The organism is Janthinobacterium sp. GMG2 (assembly GCF_033949445.1).
In the GTDB taxonomy this organism is placed as follows: domain Bacteria; phylum Pseudomonadota; class Gammaproteobacteria; order Burkholderiales; family Burkholderiaceae_D; genus Janthinobacterium; species Janthinobacterium aestuarii.
The window spans coordinates 13,228-28,138 of record NZ_JAXAWA010000009.1 but is presented as its reverse complement, the minus strand read 5'-3'; the positions used below and the strand labels follow the sequence as shown (position 1 = coordinate 28,138).

General features: G+C 62.1%; 15 protein-coding genes. 8 read left to right on the top strand and 7 right to left on the bottom strand.

All coding sequences use genetic code 11. The features are described 5' to 3' along the window. Window positions 1-18 precede the first annotated feature (18 nt). Window positions 19-954, top strand: coding sequence for a UDP-3-O-acyl-N-acetylglucosamine deacetylase (gene lpxC / locus SKZ59_RS25630; RefSeq protein ID WP_034748834.1), 936 nt, complete (start codon window positions 19-21; stop codon window positions 952-954). 129 nt (window positions 955-1,083) lie between these two features. Here lpxC and SKZ59_RS25625 read toward each other — a convergent pair whose 3' ends face one another. Continuing rightward, complete coding sequence (locus tag SKZ59_RS25625; RefSeq protein WP_034748833.1) at window positions 1,084-1,593, bottom strand: DciA family protein; 510 nt, start codon at window positions 1,591-1,593, stop codon at window positions 1,084-1,086. Window positions 1,594-1,872: 279 nt separating this feature from the next. Between SKZ59_RS25625 and secA the strand changes: the two genes are divergently transcribed. The 6 genes from secA to SKZ59_RS25595 all read left to right on the top strand — a co-directional run bounded on the left by secA (window position 1,873) and on the right by SKZ59_RS25595 (window position 8,089). Beyond that, complete coding sequence (gene secA / locus SKZ59_RS25620) at window positions 1,873-4,641, top strand: preprotein translocase subunit SecA (protein ID WP_319993353.1); 2,769 nt, start codon at window positions 1,873-1,875, stop codon at window positions 4,639-4,641. A gap of 154 nt (window positions 4,642-4,795) precedes the next feature. Beyond that, window positions 4,796-6,034 (top strand): bifunctional glutamate N-acetyltransferase/amino-acid acetyltransferase ArgJ, encoded by a 1,239-nt coding sequence (gene argJ / locus SKZ59_RS25615; protein ID WP_034784989.1) that lies wholly within the window; start codon window positions 4,796-4,798, stop codon window positions 6,032-6,034. Next, entirely contained in the window at window positions 6,031-6,912 is an 882-nt protein-coding gene (locus tag SKZ59_RS25610; protein WP_070305647.1) for an ATP-binding protein, read from the top strand. Before argJ ends, SKZ59_RS25610 begins: the two co-directional genes overlap by 4 nt. Further along, a complete protein-coding gene (locus SKZ59_RS25605) occupies window positions 6,909-7,331 on the top strand; it encodes an NUDIX domain-containing protein (RefSeq protein ID WP_070305645.1) in 423 nt (140 codons plus the stop codon). Before SKZ59_RS25610 ends, SKZ59_RS25605 begins: the two co-directional genes overlap by 4 nt. A 119-nt stretch (window positions 7,332-7,450) precedes the next feature. Further along, a complete protein-coding gene (locus SKZ59_RS25600; RefSeq protein ID WP_319993352.1) occupies window positions 7,451-7,660 on the top strand; it encodes a FitA-like ribbon-helix-helix domain-containing protein in 210 nt (69 codons plus the stop codon). Between the two features lie 6 nt (window positions 7,661-7,666). Continuing rightward, entirely contained in the window at window positions 7,667-8,089 is a 423-nt protein-coding gene (locus SKZ59_RS25595; RefSeq protein WP_319993351.1) for a hypothetical protein, read from the top strand. 13 nt (window positions 8,090-8,102) lie between these two features. Here the strand turns inward: SKZ59_RS25595 and yacG are convergent, their stop codons facing one another. From yacG to SKZ59_RS25565, 6 genes are all read right to left on the bottom strand, one after another. Continuing rightward, window positions 8,103-8,294, bottom strand: a complete 192-nt coding sequence (gene yacG, locus SKZ59_RS25590; RefSeq protein ID WP_034748814.1) for a DNA gyrase inhibitor YacG — start codon at window positions 8,292-8,294, stop codon at window positions 8,103-8,105. A gap of 18 nt (window positions 8,295-8,312) precedes the next feature. Next, the gene (gene zapD / locus SKZ59_RS25585) at window positions 8,313-9,068 is read right to left on the bottom strand and encodes a cell division protein ZapD (RefSeq protein WP_034748811.1); all 756 of its coding nucleotides are present in this window, start codon (window positions 9,066-9,068) and stop codon (window positions 8,313-8,315) included. Between the two features lie 62 nt (window positions 9,069-9,130). After that, complete coding sequence (coaE, locus tag SKZ59_RS25580) at window positions 9,131-9,778, bottom strand: dephospho-CoA kinase (protein WP_319993350.1); 648 nt, start codon at window positions 9,776-9,778, stop codon at window positions 9,131-9,133. A gap of 33 nt (window positions 9,779-9,811) precedes the next feature. Continuing rightward, window positions 9,812-10,681, bottom strand: coding sequence for an A24 family peptidase (locus tag SKZ59_RS25575; RefSeq protein ID WP_319993455.1), 870 nt, complete (start codon window positions 10,679-10,681; stop codon window positions 9,812-9,814). A 106-nt stretch (window positions 10,682-10,787) separates the two neighbouring features. Beyond that, window positions 10,788-11,984, bottom strand: coding sequence for a type II secretion system F family protein (locus tag SKZ59_RS25570; protein WP_319993349.1), 1,197 nt, complete (start codon window positions 11,982-11,984; stop codon window positions 10,788-10,790). Between the two features lie 73 nt (window positions 11,985-12,057). Further along, the gene (locus tag SKZ59_RS25565) at window positions 12,058-13,530 is read right to left on the bottom strand and encodes a DHA2 family efflux MFS transporter permease subunit (protein WP_254798666.1); all 1,473 of its coding nucleotides are present in this window, start codon (window positions 13,528-13,530) and stop codon (window positions 12,058-12,060) included. Window positions 13,531-13,729: 199 nt separating this feature from the next. On the opposite strand from SKZ59_RS25565, the gene SKZ59_RS25560 reads away from it, so the two are divergent. After that, window positions 13,730-14,884: a hypothetical protein gene (locus SKZ59_RS25560; RefSeq protein ID WP_319993348.1), complete on the top strand. Its 1,155-nt coding sequence runs from the start codon at window positions 13,730-13,732 to the stop codon at window positions 14,882-14,884. Window positions 14,885-14,911 lie beyond the last annotated feature (27 nt).

Here is a 14,911-nt window from a genome sequence, read left to right as displayed (position 1 = left end):
ACTGGATATAATCGTGCCATGTTAAAACAACGCACCATCAAACAACAGGTCCGCACCATCGGTGTCGGTTTGCATTCCGGCACCAAGGTCGAGCTGATCCTGCGTCCTGCCGCGATCGACACGGGCATCGTGTTTCGCCGCATCGACCTCGATCCCATCGTCGAGTTTCCCGCCAGCGCCATGGCCGTGGGCGACACGCGCATGGCTTCCGTGCTGATCAAGGATGGCGCCAGGGTGTCCACCGTGGAGCATCTAATGTCGGCGGCGGCGGGCCTGGGGATCGACAATATGTATATCGACGTGAATGCGGAAGAAATTCCCATCATGGACGGTTCCGCCTCGTCCTTCGTCTACCTGCTGCAGCAGGCTGGCGTGGAAGAGCAGCAGGCGGCGAAGAAATTCATCAAGGTCGTGAAGCCCGTGGAAGTGCGTCACGGCAAGGGTGACGCGGAGAAATGGGCGCGTTTGTCGCCATACGACGGCTTCAAGCTTGATTTCTTCATCGAATTCAACCACCCGGCCGTCGATGGCACGATGCAGCGCGCCTCGGTCGACTTCGGCGACGTGTCGTATGTGCACGACGTGGCGCGCGCGCGCACCTTCGGTTTCATGCAGGACGTGGAAAGCTTGCGCGGCATGGGCCTGGCCCGTGGCGGTTCGCTGGAAAACGCCATCGTCATGGACGAGTACCGCATCCTCAACGCCGATGGCTTGCGCTACGAAGACGAGTTCGTGCGCCACAAGATCCTCGACGCCATCGGCGACCTGTACTTGGTCGGCCACCCCTTGCTCGCCTACTACACGGCGCACAAGTCCGGCCACGCGCTGAACAACCAGCTGCTGCTGGCGCTGCTGGAACAGCCCGATGCGTATGAAATCGTCTCGTTCGACACGAACGAGGCGGCGCCACAATCGTATCTCCGTCAAATGGAACGCGAGTGGTCGCTGACGTAGGGCGGATTAGCGGGGCGACGTCCCGCGTAATCCGACAACCATGTTGGCACTGATCGTGGTGTTGTCGGATTACGGCCCGAAGGGCCTAATCCGACCTACGCGATATGCGTTAATTTAGCGCCGTTATTCTCAGTCCTTCGGTTCCCGGTGGTGGCGCACCATGTTGCGCAGCGCCGCGATCAATTGCTCGTTCTGTTTCGACGCGGGCAGGGCCGTGCTCAGCTCTTCCAGGGCCGACATGGCTTTTTCCGGCAAGACCAGCGCCCGCGTATGCACGATGGGCGCGATGCTCTTGATGACTTGCACTTTCAGCTTGATGCCTGAAATCTGCCAGCCCTTTCTTTCCAGTTCCCCTTGCAACTTCGGCAATTGCTGCTTGAGCTTGGCCGCCAGCGCCGCGTTCGGTGTGGCCAGCACCAGTTGGCCGCCCTCGAATTGCAGGATGTCGCAGTGTTCGAACATGGCCGGCAAGGCCTTGGCGCAATCTTTTTGCAAGGCGGCCAGGCGCGTGACGGTGGGCATCAATGAGGCCATCGTCGCGTTGCCGCGCAGAAAATCGGTTGCGCCCGTGACGGCCGGGCCTGAACGGGCAAAGCCGTAGCCGCGGCGCGGCGCCGGAGAATAAGTGGGAGTTCGCATGGCCGAAACATAGCACACTCGCCCGCGCATGACGAGTGCAGCAGCAGGTGCGGCGCAGGCGGGCTGGCCGTATTGCCTTACAGTATGGAAAATGTCCGCAATTTCTGCCATTTGTTTGTCATTAAGCTATTGTTATATGGCGCATTACCCCAACCATGTCGGGAACGCATGATAAAATCATCGTCTTTTGCCATAGTCGAACTCCGTGCGGTGACGCGATACCTACCTCGTTGTTCCCTACCGAGCTTTTTTTAACGGCGTTTTTTCAAGAATTCAAGCATGTCATTACTGACCCAGATTTTCGGTAGCCGCAACCAGCGGCTGCTCAAGCAATACCAAAAAACGGTACGCGAGATCAATGCGCTCGAGCCGGCCATCGAAAAGCTGTCGGATGCCGAGCTGCAAGCGAAAACGCCTGCCTTCAAGGAACGTATCGCCGCTGGCGAATCGCTCGATGCCTTGTTGCCGGAAGCATTTGCCGTCTGCCGCGAGGCCAGCAAGCGCGTCTTGCGCATGCGCCATTTCGATGTGCAGATGATCGGCGGCATGGTCTTGCATTTCGGTAAGATCGCGGAGATGGGCACGGGCGAGGGCAAGACCCTGATGGCAACCTTGCCAGCCTACCTGAATGCCTTGTCAGGCAAGGGCGTGCATATCGTCACCGTCAATGATTACCTGGCGCAGCGCGATGCCGAGACCATGGGCCGCCTGTATGCATGGCTGGGCCTGTCGACTGGCGTGAACATGTCGCAGATGGAGCACAGCGCCAAGCAGCAGGCGTACAACTCCGACATCACGTATGGCACCAACAATGAATTCGGTTTCGACTTCTTGCGCGACAATATGGTCTACGAAGCGCGCGAACGCGTGCAGCGCAGCCTGAACTTCGGCATCGTCGATGAAGTCGACTCGATCCTGATCGATGAGGCGCGTACGCCGTTGATCATTTCGGGCCAGGCCGAGAACCATACGGACCTGTATCACAAGATCAATGAAGTGCCTGCGCGCCTGACTCTGCAGATCGGCGAAGAAACGCCGGACGGCAAGGGCAAGGTTGACGTGCCGGGCGACTACACCAAAGATGAAAAAGCGCACCAGGTGCTGCTGACGGAAGCGGGCCACGAAAAGGCCGAAGGCATCCTGATGGAAATGGGCCTGCTGCCGGAAGGCGCGTCGCTGTACGATTCGGCCAACATCACCCTCGTGCACCACCTGTATGCGGCCCTGCGCGCGCATGCGCTGTACTTCAAGGATCAGCACTATGTGGTGCAGAACAATGAAGTGGTGATCGTCGATGAATTCACGGGCCGTCTGATGACGGGCCGCCGCTGGTCCGATGGCTTGCACCAGGCCGTCGAAGCGAAAGAAGGCGTCAAGATCCAGAACGAGAACCAGACCCTGGCCTCGATCACCTTCCAGAACTACTTCCGCATGTACGCCAAGCTGGCCGGCATGACCGGTACGGCCGATACCGAAGCGTACGAATTCCAGGAAATCTACGGCCTGGAAACGGTCGTGATCCCGCAAAACCGTCCGCTGCAGCGCAAGGACCGCCAGGATCAGGTCTACAAATCGTCGGCGGAAAAATACAACGCGATGTTGAACGACATCCGCGACTGCTACGAGCGCGGCCAGCCCGTGCTGGTCGGTACGACCTCGATCGAAAACTCGGAACTGCTGTCGGGCATCCTGACCAAGGCCGGTTTGCCGCACAACGTGCTGAACGCGAAGCAGCATGCGCGCGAAGCGGAAATCATCGCCCAGGCAGGCCGTCCGAAAGCCATCACCATCGCCACCAACATGGCCGGTCGCGGTACGGACATCGTGTTGGGCGGTAACGTCGAGAACCAGATCAAATTCATCGAAGCCAATGCTGAACTGAGCGACGCCGACAAGGCAGCGCAGTCGCAGACCTTGCGCGACGAATGGCAATCCCTGCACGACCACGTGGTCAATGCGGGCGGCTTGCACATCATCGGCACCGAACGCCACGAATCGCGCCGCGTCGACAATCAGCTGCGTGGCCGTGCCGGCCGCCAGGGCGATCCCGGTTCGTCGCGCTTCTATTTGTCGCTCGACGACGCGCTGCTGCGCATCTTCGCCGGCGACCGCGTGCGCGCCGTGATGGACCGTTTGAAAATGCCGGAAGGCGAACCGATCGAGGCAGGCATCGTCTCGCGTTCGATCGAATCGGCCCAGCGCAAGGTCGAAGCGCGCAACTTCGACATCCGCAAGCAATTGCTGGAATACGATGACGTCGCCAACGACCAGCGTAAAGTCATCTACCAGCAGCGCAACGAGCTGCTGGAAACGACCGACATCTCGGACATGATCGCTTCCCTGCGCCACGGCGTGTTCACCGACCTGGTACACGAGTACGTGCCGCACGAATCGGTGGAAGAGCAGTGGGATATCAAGGGCCTGGAAAACACCCTGGCCAGCGAATGGCAGCTCGACTTGCCGCTGCAGCAATTGCTGGAAGCCGATTCGACCCTGACGGACGAAGAGATCCTGGAAAAAGTGCTGGCCGCGGCCGATGCCGTGTACCAGTCGAAGATCGACATCGTCGGCAAGGAATCGTTTGGCGGCTTCGAGCGCAATGTCATGCTGCAAAGCGTGGACAGCCACTGGCGCGAACACCTGGCGGCACTCGATCACCTGCGCCAGGGTATTCACCTGCGCGGCTATGCGCAGAAGAACCCGAAACAGGAATACAAGCGCGAAGCGTTTGAACTGTTTGGCCAGATGCTCGACATGATCAAGAACGACGTCACGAAACACGTGATGACGGTACGTATCCAGTCGCGCGAAGAAGTCGATGCGGCCGAACAGGCGATGCAGCAGTCGCACGTGGAAAACGTGCACTACCAGCACGCCGAATTCGACCCGAACGCGGCGCCGGAAGAACTGCTGGCGCCTGCGGCCGGCGGCAATATGGACAACGTTGACGACATGAGCGTGAGCATGGGCGTCAAAGTGGGCCGTAACGACCCATGCCCTTGCGGCAGCGGTAAAAAATACAAAGCTTGCCACGGCAAGCTGGCATAAGGCGGTTTGACAGCCTGAACAAAAACGGAGACCGCGGTCTCCGTTTTTTTATGCCTTTTCAATTTGCAGGCGTGCATGTGTGGGCGCGCATGCTCACCGGCGCCGCGAAGGCGCTACAATAGCGCTTCCATTTTCCCTTGCAGAAGAACTCACCATGGCCGTCAATTCTCCCAAGCCCGTCGCCGCCGACTTGAAAGCCGTCGCCGGCATTGAAATCGGTGTTGCCGAAGCCGGCATCAAGAAACCCAACCGCAAGGATTTGCTGGTATTGAAACTGGCGCCGACGGCCACCGTGGCCGGCGTGTTCACATTGAACCGCTTCTGCGCCGCGCCCGTGCAAATTTCGAAAGCCAACCTGGCGGCCGTGACGGCCGGCGCCGCGCCGATCCGCGCGCTGCTGGTCAACACGGGCAACGCGAATGCGGGCACGGGCGAATCGGGTCTGGCCGACGCGCAGGCCAGCTGCGCCGCGCTGGCCGAACTGCTGGGCTGCACGCCGCAGCAAATCCTGCCGTTTTCCACGGGCGTGATCCTCGAACCCTTGCCCGTGCAGCGCCTGGTCGCCGGCTTGCCGCAAGCCGTGGCCGCGCTGACGTCGGATAACTGGTTCTCGGCCGCTGAAGCCATCATGACCACCGACACGCAGCCGAAAGCCGGTTCGCGCACGGTCACCATCGGTGGCCACGCGGTGACCCTGACGGGCATCAGCAAGGGCGCCGGCATGATCAAGCCGAACATGGCCACCATGCTCGGTTTCCTCGCGTTCGACGCCACCGTGGCGCAACCGGTGCTGGACCAGCTGGTGAAACAGGCGGCCGATAAATCGTTCAACTGCATCACCATCGACGGCGACACGTCCACCAATGACTCGTTCATGCTGGTCGCCACGGGCGCCGGCAGCCTGGTCATCGATTCCATCGACTCGCCGCACTATGCGGAACTGGCCGCAGCCGTCACCGAGCTGTCGACCTTTCTGGCACAAGCCATCGTGCGCGATGGCGAAGGCGCGACCAAGTTCATGACCGTGACCGTGGAAGACGGCCGCAACGTGGAAGAGTGCCGCAAGATCGCCTATTCCATCGCCCATTCGCCGCTGGTGAAAACGGCGTTCTTCGCGTCCGACCCGAACCTGGGCCGCATCCTGGCCGCCATCGGCTATGCGGGCGTGGACGATCTGGACGTGGGCCAATTGAATCTGTACCTGGACGACGTGTGGGTGGCCAAGAATGGCGGCCGCAACCCCGACTACCAGGAACAGGATGGCCAGCGCGTGATGCAGCAAAGCGAAATCACCATCCGCGTCAAGCTGGCGCGCGGCGATGCCACGGCCACCCTGTGGACGTGCGACCTGTCGCATGACTACGTGTCGATCAACGCCGACTACCGCTCATGACCGGCCTCGATCAATTCCTGATCCGCGCCGAGCGGGTGCTGGCGCGCCTCGAGTCGATCTTGCCGCCGGCCTTGCCGGCAACCGACTGGAACAGCTTTGCGTTCCGCTGGCGCCGGCGCCAGGGCGCGCTGCCTTATTTGCAGGCCGTGGCCCACGTGTCGAACATCGCGTTGGACGACTTGCACAATATCGGCACGCAAAAAGCGCAGATCGAGCAGAACACGCGCCAGTTCGTCGCTAAGCGTCCGGCCAACAACGTGCTGCTGACGGGCGCGCGCGGCACGGGCAAGTCGTCGCTGATCAAGGCATGCCTGAACCAGTTCGCCGACCAGGGCCTGCGCCTGATCGAAGTCGACAAGGCGGACCTGGCCGACTTGCCCGACATCGTCGACCTGGTGGCGGCACGCCCCGAGCGCTTTATCATCTTTTGCGACGACCTGTCGTTCGAAGAGGGCGAGAGCGGCTACAAGGCGCTGAAAGTGGCGCTCGACGGCAGCATCGCCGCGCAATCGGACAACGTGCTGATCTACGCCACCTCGAACCGCCGTCACCTGATGCCGGAACGGATGTCGGACAACACGAGCTACAAGACGGACGACGATGGCGATCTGCACCCGGGCGAGACGGTGGAAGAGAAAATCTCGCTGTCCGAACGCTTCGGCCTGTGGCTGTCGTTCTATCCGTTCAAGCAGGATGATTACCTCGATATCGCGGCCCATTGGCTCGCCTCGTTCGGTTGCACGCCGGAGCAGATCGCGGCAGCGCGTGGCGATGCCCTGCGCTGGGCCTTGCAGCGCGGTTCCCGGTCGGGCCGGGTGGCGTGGCAATTTGCGCGAGATTATGCGGGGAAACTTCCTGCGGGAAAGTTGCCGCAATGAGCGAAGTGAAAATCAAACCGGTCGACGTCGCCGTCGGCATCCTGATGAAGCCGAATGGCGACGTGCTGCTGGGCCAGCGTCCGGCCGGCAAGCCGTATGACGGCTATTGGGAATTTCCTGGCGGTAAAGTCGAGCCTGGCGAAGCCATTTTTGATGCCTTGAAACGTGAGTTTGTCGAGGAACTGGGCTTGCATATCGACAGTGCCGAAGCCTGGTGCGGCGTCGAATATGTGTATCCGCACGCCCATGTGCGCCTGCATTTCTATATCAGCCGCGAATGGCGGGGCGAGCCGCAAAGCCTGGAAGGACAGGCGTTCGCCTGGCAGGGCACGGTCGGCGTGGAACCCTTGCTGCCGGCCACCATTCCCCTGCTGGAATGGTTAAATGAGGTACGCCGGGAATCGCTGGCACCTGCTTAATCCTTACTTGTGCCAGCGGGCAGCAGCATGCTGCGTGCTGGCGCAAGCTTTGCTGTGACTCTCCTTGTATAGTCGGCGCTTTGCGCTACAGTGCTTTCATCAAGCACCGGGAGTTTCGCATGCCGCTGACACTGACCTTTACCGATACCGATGAATTGCTGATTGCCGCCTTGCACAAGCGTGCCCGCGCGCATGGGCGCAGCATCGAGGACGAGCACCGCGACATCTTGCGCAGCGCCTTGCGGCCGCTGCCGAAGCGTCCGCTCGACGATATTTTGCGCAGCATGCCCGACGTGGGCTTCGATGCGGATTTCGAGCGCCGCTCTTGACCCGCCATGCCTGTGCCAGCCTATCTGGTCGATGCGGATGTGATCGTTGCGGTGCGCAAGGGCAGCGCCGCGCCGGCGGGAGTGGCCGATTTTTTCGAGCGGGTGGCGCCCGAGGCGCGTTATGTGCCGGTGCAGGTGATCGCCCAATTGCGTGCAGGCATACAGTGCTGCTGGCGGCGCGAAGCGGCGCTGGAAGCACTGGCGCTGGAAGGCTGGCTGGAAGCCGTGCTGGCGGAATATGCGCCGCGGCTGCTGGAATTCGACCTCGATTGTGCGCTCGTATGCGCGCGTCTGCATGGTCGCGGCCACGCACATGGCGTCGATGGGCAGATCGCGGCGATGGGCATCGCCTATGGCTTGACGGTGGTCAGTGGCAGGCTCGACAGTTTCGTAGCGCAGGGGCTGCGCCTGGAAAATCCGTTTATTTGAGGCTCATTGCGGTTTACTGCGGCTTGTTGTCTTCATCCGCAAGGGGATCTTCGAACGGATCGGCGGCGGGGATCGTGTATTTCTCTTCGGCCCAGGCGCCCAGGTCGATCTGCTTGCAGCGTTCCGAGCAGAAGGGGCGGAATTTGTTGGCTTCAGTCCATTCGACTTTGGCGGCACAGGTAGGGCAGTTAACGACGGTCATGATGGGGCAAATAAGTAACAGTTAAAAATTACAGAGCGTGAGCTCGAACGGGACATCTTCTTCCAGCGGCTTGGGTTTCAAGTCGCCGCCTTGGGTAGTGAAGCGTACCCACAGCATGTATTTGTTGGCGGAAATTTCCGGGATGGCGCCGCTGTTTTCATCGAGGCTCAGGCGCAGCATCTGGTACACCTTGCCTTGCAGCATTTGCTGGTAGCTGCCGCCATTGGCGATCAGTTTAACGGGTCCGCCGGAATCGCGCAGCAGGCGCAAGACGAGGGCCAGCGCATCGAACAGCGGCGCCAGCGGGGCGAACCACGCGTGAATGTCGGTCAGGCGCTGTTCGGAGCTGCGTTTTTGCCAGGCAAAATACGACGGCAAGTCGAATTCGCAGGCGCCGCCCGGGATGATGGTGCGGCCGCGGATGCTCATCAGCCATTCATTGTCGCGGATATTCTGGCCCGTCTTGCCTTGCGCCGCCACCAGGGCGCCGCTGACACTGTCGAGTTCACCGAGGATGGCATCGAGGGTTTCCGGCTCCACATTCGGATTGCTGCGGTAACCGAGCAGGCTTTGGCGCTGGCGCTCGAGTTCCTGCAGCAGGTCGGACTTCAGGTCGGCGCGGCCCGCCACTTCGAGCATATCGAAAATGGTTGCCAAGGCAACATGGTGCTGCATTGCATGCTCTTGCTGGATGAAGAACTTGAATTTGTCGTACAGGTCTTCCAGCCGCAACAAGGTACGTATGCGTTCGTTGAAAGGGTATTCGTAGACAATCAAAATAATTCCCTTAAGTAAGGACCTGCAAACAATCCCGTGATTTTGAACCAAGCGTCGACAAATTACAAACGTTGCGGGGCCATTCCAGCCATTCTTTTTGAAAATGCCAGATATAAATCGTGCAACTGGGCAATCTGCGGTGCCAGGGACGCCAAATCGCCGTTGTTGTCGATCACATCGTCCGCCGCCGCCAGGCGCATGGCGCGCGTGGCCTGCGTGGCCATGATGGCTTTGACTTGTTCTTCCGATAAGCCATTGCGCGCCATCACGCGCGACACTTGCAGGCTTTCTTGGCAATCGATGACCAGTACCCGGTTGACCCGCTCCACCCAGCCGCCGGACTCGACCAGCAGGGGCACGGCAAAGATCACGTAGCTGCCCGTCGCTGCTTCGGCCGCCGCCAGGGTGGCCTGGCGGATGCGCGGGTGCAGGATGGCTTCCAGTTTCGCCTTGGCCACAGCGTCGGAAAACACGAGGTTGCGCATTTTGCTGCGGTCGAGGGCGCCACGCGCATCGGCGTAGTCGGCGCCAAATTCCGCCACCAGCGCCGGCATGGCCGCGCCATTGGGCGCCGTCAGGCTATGGGCGATCTGGTCGGTGTCGACGATGGAGGCGCCGCGCGCGGCGAACATGTCGGCCACCGTGCTCTTGCCGCAACCGATGCCGCCAGTGAGTCCGACGTTGAAATAAGGGACGTTGTGTCGTTGCATGTATTTATCCATAGGGGCGCAGTGATGCGCTGGTCAGCCGGTCAGGCCTAGCGTGAGCCGCGACAGGGGTGCGCCGTACAGCAGCGCGATCAGGCCCGCCGCCGCCAGGTAGGGGCCGAACGGAATCGGCTTGTCGCGCCCGCGCTTGGCAAACACGATCAGGCCGATGCCGACCACGGCACCCACCAGCGACGACAGCAGGATGATCGTCGGCAGCATGGTCCAGCCCAGCCACGCACCGAGCGCAGCCAGCAATTTGAAGTCACCATAGCCCATTCCCTCCTTGCCTGTCGCCAGCTTGAAGGCCCAGTACACGGCCCACAGGGCCAGGTAGCCGGCGGCCGCGCCGATGACGGCCTCTTGCAGGGGCACGAAAGTACCGTTGATATTGACCAGCAGTCCTGCCCACAGCAGGGGGAAGGTGAGGTCGTCCGGCAGCATTTGCGTATCGGCATCGATGAAGGTCATGGCGATCAGCAAATACGCGAACACAAGCGTGGCCAGGCCCGTCCAGCCGCTGCCGAAGTGCCAGATCAACAGGGCCGACAGCGCGCCCGTCAGCAGCTCGACGAGCGGGTAGCGCACGGAGATGGGCGCGTTGCAGGCGCTGCACTTGCCGCGCAGCAGCAGGTAACTGAGGACGGGAATGTTTTCCGTGGCGGTGATGCGGTGGCCGCAAGCGGTGCAGTTCGAATGCGGCAGCATCAGGTTGTAGCGGTCCGTGTGCGGCAAGGGCAAGCCGCTTTCTTCCGCCACGTAATTGTCGGATTCGCGCTGCATCATTTTCGGCACGCGGTGGATCACCACGTTGAGGAAGCTGCCGACGATCAGGCCGAACAGGGCGGCGACGAGGGCGACGGGCAGGTTGCCGGGCGCGGCGAACAGCAGGGTATCTTGCAGCATGGTGGAATTGTCTGAGGTGATGATGTTGCCGCGCAAACATTGCCTGGCACTGCCGCAGTGTAAAACATCTGCCGGTGCATGGGGACGTTTTGCGCAGGACGAACGGTCAAATCACGGCCCCGAGCTTGAAAATCGGCAAATACAAGGCGATCACGAGGGAACCGACCAGCACGCCCAGCACCACCATCAGCGCCGGTTCCAGCAGGGCCGAGAGGGTGGCCACGGTGGCGTCGATGTCCGCTTCGATGATGTCGGCCGCGCGCGACAGCATGGCGTCGAGGGCGCCCGATTCCTCGCCGATCAGGGCCAGTTGCGTGAGCAGCGGGGGAAACACGGCGCTGTGTTCCATGGCCAGGGCCAGGCTGCCGCCGGCGCGGATTTCGCGTTCGATGCGCGTTGTCGCTTCCTGGTACAGCGTGTGGCCGGAGGCGGCGCCCACCAGGCCGAGCGAGTCGAGCAGCGGTACGCCGGCGGCGAACATGGCGGCCAGGGTGCGCGTCCAGCGGGCGATCGCCGCCTTGCGCAGAAGCGGGCCGAACACAGGTAGCTGCAATGCTCGCAGTTGCGTGTTGCGCCGCAGGGCGGGCCAGCGGCGCCAGGCCAGGTGCAGCAGCACGCAAGCGGACACGAGCGCCGCCAGCAAGGCCAGCCAGTAGCGCACCAGGAAGGCGGACACGCCCATGACGACGAGGGTGGGCAGCGGCAAGGGCGCGCCGAAGCTGTCGAAGACCTGGCGGAACGCGGGCACGACCACGCTCATGATGATGGCCGTGACGACGAGGGCGACGAGCACGATGACCAGAGGATACATCAGCGCGCCGCGCACCTGCCGCCGCAGGGCGATGGCTTTTTCCTGGTGCGTGGCCAGGCGCGCCAGCAATTCCTGCACGATGCCCGCCTGTTCGCCCGCCGCCAGCAGGTTGCAATACAGCTCGTCAAACAGCAGGGGGAACTGGCGGAAGGCCTGCTGCAGGCTGCTGCCCGCTTCGATGTCGTGGCGCAAGTCGCGCATCAGCTCCGTGACGGCCGGTTTGGCATGGCCCTTGCCGGCGATGTCGAAGGCGTGCAGCAGCGGCACGCCGGCCGCCATCATGGTCGACAGCTGGCGTGTGAACAGGGCGATATCCTTGTGCGTGATGGCTTTGCCGGGTGCGGCGCGCGGGGCTTTTACCTTGCTGGCAAGGATGCCCTGGCGTCTGAGAGCGGCCTTGGCAGTGGTGGCGTCGGCCGCCCGCAAGATGCCATCGGCCGCCTTGCCATGGCGGTCCGTGCCCTTCCACGCAAAGCGCCGCTCGGCCGCCATGTGCACCTCCTGCCGTCACGGTAGCAGCGCCAGGGAAAAGCGCCAGCGGCGCCGGCGGCAAGCTTGATGTGGCTCAGCCTTTCTTGGTTTGCACTTCCGTCTGCACAACGGCCTGGGCCTTCACGTCGGCCGCATCTTCCTCGTCGCTGTCCGTGCCCTTGCTGATGCTTTCGCCATCGTCGCGGCGCAAGGTCCAGAACGTCAGCGAAGACAGCACCGTCAAGGCGGCCAGGGTCAGGAAGGCGTGGTGCAGCGCCGTGCTGAGCATGGCGCGGTCCGACTGCGGCATGTCGCCCAGGTACCAGCCCGTGATCAGCGAACCGAAGGCGAGGCCAAAGCTCATCGACAGTTGCTGCATCGAACTGGCGATGGTGCTGGCCATGCTGGAATCGGCCTTGTCGACGTCGGCATACGCGATGGTGTTCATGCTGGAAAACTGCAGCGAATTGAAAAAGCCCATGCACAGGCTGATGGCGACGATCACGTACAGGGGCGTGCCCACGCCCACCTGCGAAAACATGGCGATGGTGACGCCGATCAGTACGGTGTTGACGATCAGCACCTGGCGGTAGCCGAAGCGGGCCAGCACGCGCGCGGAAATGAATTTCATGCCCATGGCGGCGGCGGCCGACGGCATCATCAGCAAGCCCGATTGCCACGCGGGCAAGCCCAGGCCCAGCTGGTACAGCAGTGGCAACAGGAAGGGCAGGCCGCCCACGCCCAGGCGCGTGACGAAGCCGCCCACCACGGAGACGCGGAAGGTGCGGATCTTGAACAGGGTCAGGCGCAGCAGCGGGTGCAGCACTTCGCTCGAATGCCAGGCATACGCGGCCAGCAGGCTGATGGAAATAAACAGCAGCACGGCAAACGAGGTGCCATCGATGCGGTGTTCGCCGAAGATTTCCAGCAGCCACGACAGCAGCGCGATGCCCGTGCCGAACAGCACCAGGCCGATCAGGTCCAGCGGACGGGGCTTGTCGCCATAGTAGTCGGGCATGTAGCGGTGCGCCAGGTATAGCGCCACGAGGCCGACGGGCACGTTGACGAAGAAAATCTCGCGCCACGACAGCCAGTGCACGATCAGCCCGCCCACCGTGGGGCCCAGCAGGGGGCCGATCAGGGCGGGGATGATGACGAAATTCATGGCCGCCAGCAATTGCGACTTGGGAAAGGTGCGGATGATGGTGAGCCTGCCCACCGGCATCATCATGGCCGCGCCCACCCCTTGCAGCAGGCGCGCGGCCACCAGCATGGGGGCATTCACGGACAGGCCGCACAGGATGGAAGCGATGGTAAAGATGGCAACGGCGGCGGAAAACACGCGCCGCGTGCCGAAGCGGTCGGCCATCCAGCCGCTGATGGGAATGCATACGGCCAGGCTCAGGATGTAGCTGGTGACGACGGCCTTCAGACTCAGCGGCGTCACGTTGAGGCTGGCGGCCATGGCGGGGATGGCGGTGTTGACGATGGTGGAGTCGAGTTGCTCCATGAACAGGGCGGTGGCGACCACCCAGGGAAGGTAGCTTTTAATCGGGGAACTGGTCATGGATGCGAGCCTGAGGAGGAAAAACGGAGCCGACAGTACGACGAATTGTCACATAAATGAGGCAGGCGTGCCGCCCGCGCCATCCATTTTGGCAGCGAACCGGGGTCAGAGTCCATGGAACATTTGTTCCATGGCAATAGATTGCGGGCACGGCTAGCATGTGTTTTCCGGCCTCTTCTTTCCCCGAAAGTCACACCACATGAAAAATGCACTTACCTTCCTTGTCCTCGGCGCAGCCCTGTCCGCATGCGGTGGCGGCAGCGACGGCGGCACGCCGGCAGCACCGGTCACGCCGCCTGTCGTGGTGACGCCGCCCGTCGTTTCCGCCGACAGCGTGGCCGTGGCGTCAGCCGCCGTGGCCAAGGAGGCTGGCCTGGCCGTGATCGCCGGCGCCAACGCGGACGAGACGGCGTATGACGTGGCCGCCGATATCGGCGATACGTGGCGCATCACGTTCGACAGCGCAAAGAAAACCTACGCCATCCGCGTGCTGTCGACGCAGTTCGGCTTGAGCGACCGCAGCGGCACGTTCAGCGTTGTCACCACCGGCAATATCACGACATATACCGGCACCGATTTGAGCCTGAGCGTCGACGCGCGCACGCGCCTGCTGACGGGGACCGTGAAACTGGGCAACATGCATTCCAACGTCAGCGGCAGCGGCTATGCCGTCACGGACGTGGCCAAGCTGGCCGGCAACTATATCTTCCTCGGTGCCATGCGCAATGCTTCGAATGGCGGCGACCGTTTCAATCCGAAAGGCAGCCTCAAGGTGGTGGCCGATGGCAGCGCGCAACTGTGCAATGGCGGCGTGTTCAATGCGCAAGGCGCGTGCTCCGCGGTATCGCCACAGCTGGAAGCGGAAAACGCCAGCCTGACTTTGGTCCGTGACGCCGCGCGTGGCCTGATCATTGCCCGCCAGGGTGACCAGGACTTCGGCATCGTCCACGTGCACGCGGGGGACCGGGGGCTGGCGCTGTTCATCGACCGCTACAGCCGCAACCAGCAGAACGTGCTGCGCGTGGGCACCATCGTGGCCGCCAAACAGCAAAAGATCGGCGCCGAAATCGCCGGCAGCTACGCCTGCGCGGCGCCGGGCATCAGCGCGAAGATCATGGTGGCCGGCAGCACCGCCACCATCACCAACAACACCGCCGGCAAGACGCATGCGGAAACCATCACCATCAACAAGCTGGGCCTGGGCGCGCAAGCCGTCGATTTCGATGGCATCGCCGTGTTCAAGGACCCTGCCGACGTGCCGGCGGATTACTCGATGTTCATGCCGGTGTCGTCGAGCATGGCGGTCGAATTTTCGACCGACCGCTCGTATATGGGCACGTGCCTGAAAAATTAAGAGGTGCCGCCACGTGCCTGTTTGAGT